The sequence below is a fragment of the Archangium sp. genome (genome assembly GCF_036389735.1).
GTDB lineage: Bacteria > Myxococcota > Myxococcia > Myxococcales > Myxococcaceae > Archangium.
Map to the genome: position 1 here is coordinate 1 of NZ_DASVWK010000300.1, position 4,938 is coordinate 4,938.

Consider the following 4,938-nt stretch of genomic DNA (forward strand, 5'->3'; position numbering starts at 1 on the left):
CGGGCGCGATGAACACCTCGCGGATGTCCAGGCTGGGGGGCTGCTTCTTCTGGAGGGGAAAGCCCACGTACCGGAGCCGGCGGACCTCCGGGCTGCCCACGTACCGCCGGAAGGCCTCCCAGAGCCCCAAGTCTTCACCGGGTGCGAAGGCCTCCGGCGCCTTGCTGGCTGTCAGGCCCGCCGGAAAGACATACGCGGCTGCTCCCTCCCGGGCAATCACTCCCAGCAGGGCGAAGCGCCGCTGCTCGGCCTCGGGGAGGGCCAGGTACACATCCTCCGTGACGGCAATGCCATTCACGGGCGCGGTGTGCGTCAGGTGCTCGCACAGGTCGATCGCCGGATGAGCCAGCGCCGAGGTGTCCGGGTTCCACGGCACCATGGCGGCGTGCACCGCGAGCCGCACCCGCATCGCGAGGTCCACGATGCTCCGCTCGCGGAGGGCCTCGGCGGCCTCGAGGGCCCGAGCGACAGCGGACTTCCGCCCATCCCCCTTGAAGAACAGCGTCACCCCATCGCCCCGCCACTGGAGCGGCTGGGCGGCAGCGAGCTTGCCGGCGAGGAACTCCACTCCGGCCGTGTAACGCACCCTCCAACCCGGCCCCTCGGCCTCCGTCCCCTGCTCCCGCGCCGGCTCCAGCATGACGAACGCCAGCAGCAGGGGGGTTCCCGCTGGCGTGCTTTCCCACCAGGGAGCGCTCCCGCTGTCCGGAGAGCCGACCGGGGACTCAGGCATGAGCCGCCGCTCTCTCCAGACGGAGCACCACCCGGAAGTGCCCCGCCTCCACCGAGAGCTCGGGAGCCGGCAGCTTCCGCTCCCGCATCAGGCGGAGCATCTCGGGCACCCCCATCCCCACGTTCTCGCGGCGACGGGCCCGCGCCAACAGGCCCGCCAGCACCGGGTTGCGGCGCTGGCTGATGCCTCCGAACCGGATACCGTCCAGTGTGAGTTGGTTGAGCAGCTCGCCAGGGTTCACGATCTCCACCCGGTCCTCGAAGACGAAGATGCGAACCTGCGAGGCGGCCCGGTAGTCCCGGTGAGCCACCGCGTTGAGCACGGCCTCTCGCAGGACCTTGTCCGGAATCCCCTCCTCCACCCGCTCCAGCCCCTCCACGTGCGAGGGAGCCCGGACGCTCCTCTTGAGGAAGGCCACCGCGGCCTCCACCTGCTCGAGCAGCCGTCCCTCCAGCTCCTGCCGGTCGGAGAACTCCGAGGTCAGCTCCTTGCCTGGAAAGCGGACGGCCGAGATGCGTGCATCCCGAATCCACCGTTGAGGCTCACGGCCGAAGAGCAGCATTCCCGTCACCGTGGGGGTCCCGCCGCGATCCACGCACTGGAGTCTCTCCAGAAGGCGAAGCCAGGCGTTCTCCAGGTCCGGCTCGTCGTAGATGGTGGCCAGGAAGGCCCGCGCCGCCCCCTGGTCCAGGTCCTCCAGGCGGGCGCCTTCCACGGGTTGCTCATCGAAGTGGTAGTCGGCCGACTGGAGCAGGCGGATCAGCTCCTCGCGTCGGGCCTCGCGGGACTGGTTCGCGTCGCGGACATAGTACTTCCCACCCACATGGTAGGGGCGGTTGATGCTGAAGGCCGGAACCTCCACCACGAGCACCCGCTCGCCCTGGGCCTCGAGCTTCTGGAGGGTGCAGACGAGCGCGGGCTGGATGCGAACTCGGTGACGGTGTCCTCGCCCAGTCGCAGCCGCTTCTCCAGCTCTTCGGTGGTCATCAGGGGACCAGCGGTTTGTGCATGAGCTGAATCATGTTCTTCCGCCGGGGCGTCTCCTGGAGCGTCATGCCGGTGACCTCGTAGCCCTGCTTCTGCCAGAAGCGGAGCGCGTCCGGGTTCTGCTCCTGCACCACGAGCCGGAGGCCAGCGGCGCCCTGGCCGCGCACCCACTGCTCGAATGCCCCGAGGAAGCGGGCCCCGAGCCCGGCGCGCCGGTGGTCCGGGTCCATCAGGAGCATCCCGATGATCCACTCATCGCCCTCGGGAAAACCGCGCACGGCGTCGAGCACGCCGAGCAGCCGCTGCTTCGTCCCGTCCGCGTACAGCCCGAAGGCGAACTTGTCCTCGAGCGTCTTGCCCGGAGGGAGGCTCTCCAGGAGCTGCTCCGCGGCATCGGGCTCCAGAGCCCCATAGACCAGCGTCATGAAGGCGTGACACCGCTCGAACAGCGCGCGCAGGGAGGGCACGTCCTCCGCTCCGAGCTGCACCACGGTATTTCCGTCGACCTGGAACATCGGACTCTCCCCTCTTGTGGCCTCGCGAGCCTACGGGTAGAGCACGGCTCCCGGCTACAGTGGGCTACCGAGAAGTCCAGGTCACCTGTCTGGTCGACTGGAGCATGCGGGTGGCGAGCGTGATGGACAGCATTGTCGAGAGGAGAACGGAGTCATGAAGAACGCCGAGGGAATGGATCTGCCCGCCGAACTGGATCGGAGGCTGAAGCAGGGCGTGGACCGGCTGAGGGCCTTCCGGGAGGCGGTCGAGGAGTTGGACCAGATCGCCGACGCGCTCGGACCCCTGCTCGGGGTGAGTCGCCCGCGGCGACGCGGCAAGGCCGCTTCCCCCTCGGGCCCGGCGACGAGGACGGTTGGGGCTCAAACTCCGCCCGCCAAGGCCACGCGCCCCCAGCAGACCCCTCCGCCCGCGGCTCCGGCGGAGACCGAGGAGGTTCCGGAATGGCGCAAGGTGTTCCCCGGACTGTCCGCCAGGGTCCAGGGTCGCTCGAAGTAGAGCGAAGCCCGAGGCCGAGGGGCCCGTGGGCAGGCGGGCGGTCGCCGCCTCGGGCCTCAGAGTGACTTCGGCACCGGCACGCCCAGGTCCTCGAGGACCTTGAAGTCGAACACCAGCATCCCTCCCCAGGAGAGGGCACGCTCGTTGGCGAGGTCGAGCTGGGCGAAGGGCATCACCGACACGATGTCGAGGAAGCCCACCCGAGGCCCGACGCCCAGTTGGAGGGGGCGGTTGGTGACGCCCTCGACGCGCTTGGACCAGAAGAGCTGCGCCCCCACGCCGAACTTGAGCTCCCTGGCCCACGAGCGGGCATAGGGGGCATGGTTCAGCGGGCGGAAGTCGAGGGCGGCGTAGGGACCGATGTGCTCGGCGGCGAAGAGGTTGGCCGAATCGCCATACACCCCGGCGGACCAGTACCAGGAGGGCACCCGCAGGGCCGTGCCCTGGGCGTCGAACCGCCACTCGCCAATGGAACCGCTCAAGTGCAGCCCCAGCCCGGTCGAGCCGACCCAATCCTCCCCGTACCGATACCCCAGGGCGAGGGGGCGGATGAAGAACCGCAGCCGTCGGCCGAGAGGATTGGGATCCTTCCAGGCCGAGAAGGACTTCCCCTCGGGACACGGGGCCTGGGCGCCCTGCTCGTCGCGGGCATTGGGCAGACGGCAGGTGTCACACTCATCGCCGACCCCGTCATTGTCCGCGTCGGCGTGCTCACCGCGCTCCACGGGGACGAGCGGGCAGGGATCGCAAGCATCCCCCGCCCCGTCCCCGTCGCTGTCCTGCTGGTCCGGGTTCTCGTCGAGGGGACAGTTGTCGGCACACTCCCGCATCCGCTCGGGATGACAGGACGGCGCCTCCTTTTGCCCCGGAGGGAGATCCGGCACGCCATCCCCATCGCTGTCGGCGACGGGCTCGGAGACGGGAGCCGGTGGAGGCTGGGCGACGGCCGGGACCGACGCGAGCAGGAGGACGAGGGCCAGGGAAAGGGGAGCGGATCGCATCAGAGGCATAGCTCGAAGACGAGGGGCTCACTGCACAGCATGGAGTGTTGCGCCGCGGGGAGGCGTCTGATGGTGGCCTCGTCCTGGACCCAGGAGGGCAGCCTGTCGCGCGTGAAACCATCCGGCACGAGGCAGTCGCCCCGCACGTGGACGGTCCCCTCGGTGCTGGGAAACTGGGGGAGCAGGAACGGGGTCTCCAGGTTGTTGCCCTGGATGATGCGGATGAAGTCGAGCTTGCGAAGGGGCTCGAAATAGCCGGTCTTGGTGGCCTGGAGGAGCGCCCGCCCGCGCGCGAGCAGCCCCCGGTCGATGTGCCGCGAGAGCTCCACGGGAGCACCCGGGGCGGGCAGGAGCCCGTCGTTCATCCAGGTGGCGTCGAGGAACAGATCGGGACGGTTGGGATTGCCCTGGGCGATGCTCCAGCGCGGCAGCATCTGGTAGAGGGAGGGCCAGGTCCGGGTCACCTCGGGCGGGATGGTGTTGTTGAAGAACGTCCCGGACAGCAGGGCGGTCAGGGCGTTCACGGTGCCGAAGAACGGCACGCCCACGAAGCACACACCCTGGACGAGGCGGGCCATCGTCTCGGCACCAAGGTGATGGGCCGCGGCGAGCACCACCAACCCTCCCTGCGAGTGCGCCACGAGCCGCCAGCGGTCCCCGTTGGGCGCCTCGGCCTGGAGGTGCTCGGCGAGGCGCTTGCCGCTGTAGCGGATGTCCAGGCGCCAGTCGTAGTCGAAGAACTCCCACTTGGGGAAGGCGTGCTCGAAGGGCTCGTAGGCGAGCGTCAGGTGCCCACGGGCGACGAGCGCGTTGTTCAGCGGCTCGAGCACACTGGGGTCCGGCCCGTGCTCACTGGAGAGCTCGCGAGCGGCGTTGCCCTGGGTGAGGAGCGCGAAAATGGTCGCCGCCGAGGCGCCACTCGCGTTCTGGTAGAGCACCCCTCCCGTTCCGGGAACCACCATCTGACGCCGAGGCATGGGCACCTCCCCCTCACAGCCATAACACGACGGCCCGACACCCGGATATTCAGGAGCCCGCCGCCAGGAAGGTGTCAGACATCTCATACAGCGGCCCGGGGCCGAGCCGGCGTGCCGCGCGTCCGGCGAGCACATCCGCCAGCGCCTCGGCGATGGGCAGGCCCGGGGACTTCATCAGCCACATGAACTCGCCCACCGGGTTCACCTCGAGGAAGACGTGCCGCCCCTC

At 69.5% G+C, this 4,938-nt stretch carries 6 protein-coding genes and 1 pseudogene; 1 reads left to right on the top strand and 6 read right to left on the bottom strand.

Going from position 1 to position 4,938, the window contains the following annotated elements; genetic code table 11:
* The 3 genes from VF794_RS10640 to VF794_RS10650 all read right to left on the bottom strand — a co-directional run.
* Positions 1–733, bottom strand: a 733-nt coding sequence (locus tag VF794_RS10640) for a hypothetical protein (RefSeq protein WP_331109353.1), incomplete at its 3' end; no start/stop codon positions are given.
* Positions 726–1,598 (bottom strand): ATP-binding protein, encoded by an 873-nt coding sequence (locus VF794_RS10645; RefSeq protein ID WP_331109355.1) that lies wholly within the window; start codon positions 1,596–1,598, stop codon positions 726–728. The genes VF794_RS10640 and VF794_RS10645, both read right to left, overlap by 8 nt.
* Positions 1,599–1,719: 121 nt before the next feature.
* A complete protein-coding gene (locus VF794_RS10650; RefSeq protein WP_331109356.1) occupies positions 1,720–2,235 on the bottom strand; it encodes a GNAT family N-acetyltransferase in 516 nt (171 codons plus the stop codon).
* Between the two features lie 154 nt (positions 2,236–2,389).
* Between VF794_RS10650 and VF794_RS10655 the strand changes: the two genes are divergently transcribed.
* Positions 2,390–2,731, top strand: a complete 342-nt coding sequence (locus tag VF794_RS10655; protein ID WP_331109358.1) for a hypothetical protein — start codon at positions 2,390–2,392, stop codon at positions 2,729–2,731.
* A 56-nt stretch (positions 2,732–2,787) separates the two neighbouring features.
* Here VF794_RS10655 and VF794_RS10660 read toward each other — a convergent pair whose 3' ends face one another.
* The 3 genes and pseudogenes from VF794_RS10660 to VF794_RS10670 form a co-directional block, all read right to left on the bottom strand.
* A complete protein-coding gene (locus VF794_RS10660; protein ID WP_331109360.1) occupies positions 2,788–3,732 on the bottom strand; it encodes a thrombospondin type 3 repeat-containing protein in 945 nt (314 codons plus the stop codon).
* Complete coding sequence (locus VF794_RS10665) at positions 3,732–4,709, bottom strand: esterase/lipase family protein (RefSeq protein WP_331109362.1); 978 nt, start codon at positions 4,707–4,709, stop codon at positions 3,732–3,734. The genes VF794_RS10660 and VF794_RS10665 overlap by 1 nt, the downstream gene beginning before the upstream one ends.
* Before the next feature lie 49 nt (positions 4,710–4,758).
* Positions 4,759–4,938: pseudogene (locus VF794_RS10670) on the bottom strand (hypothetical protein); the annotation flags it as partial.

Coding starts and splice junctions, on each gene's coding strand:
- VF794_RS10650 (WP_331109356.1), bottom strand. CDS start 2,235: ATGTTCCAGGTCGACGGAAATACCGTGGTGCAGCTCGGAGCGGAGGAC.
- VF794_RS10655 (WP_331109358.1), top strand. CDS start 2,390: ATGAAGAACGCCGAGGGAATGGATCTGCCCGCCGAACTGGATCGGAGG.
- VF794_RS10660 (WP_331109360.1), bottom strand. CDS start 3,732: ATGCGATCCGCTCCCCTTTCCCTGGCCCTCGTCCTCCTGCTCGCGTCG.
- VF794_RS10665 (WP_331109362.1), bottom strand. CDS start 4,709: ATGCCTCGGCGTCAGATGGTGGTTCCCGGAACGGGAGGGGTGCTCTAC.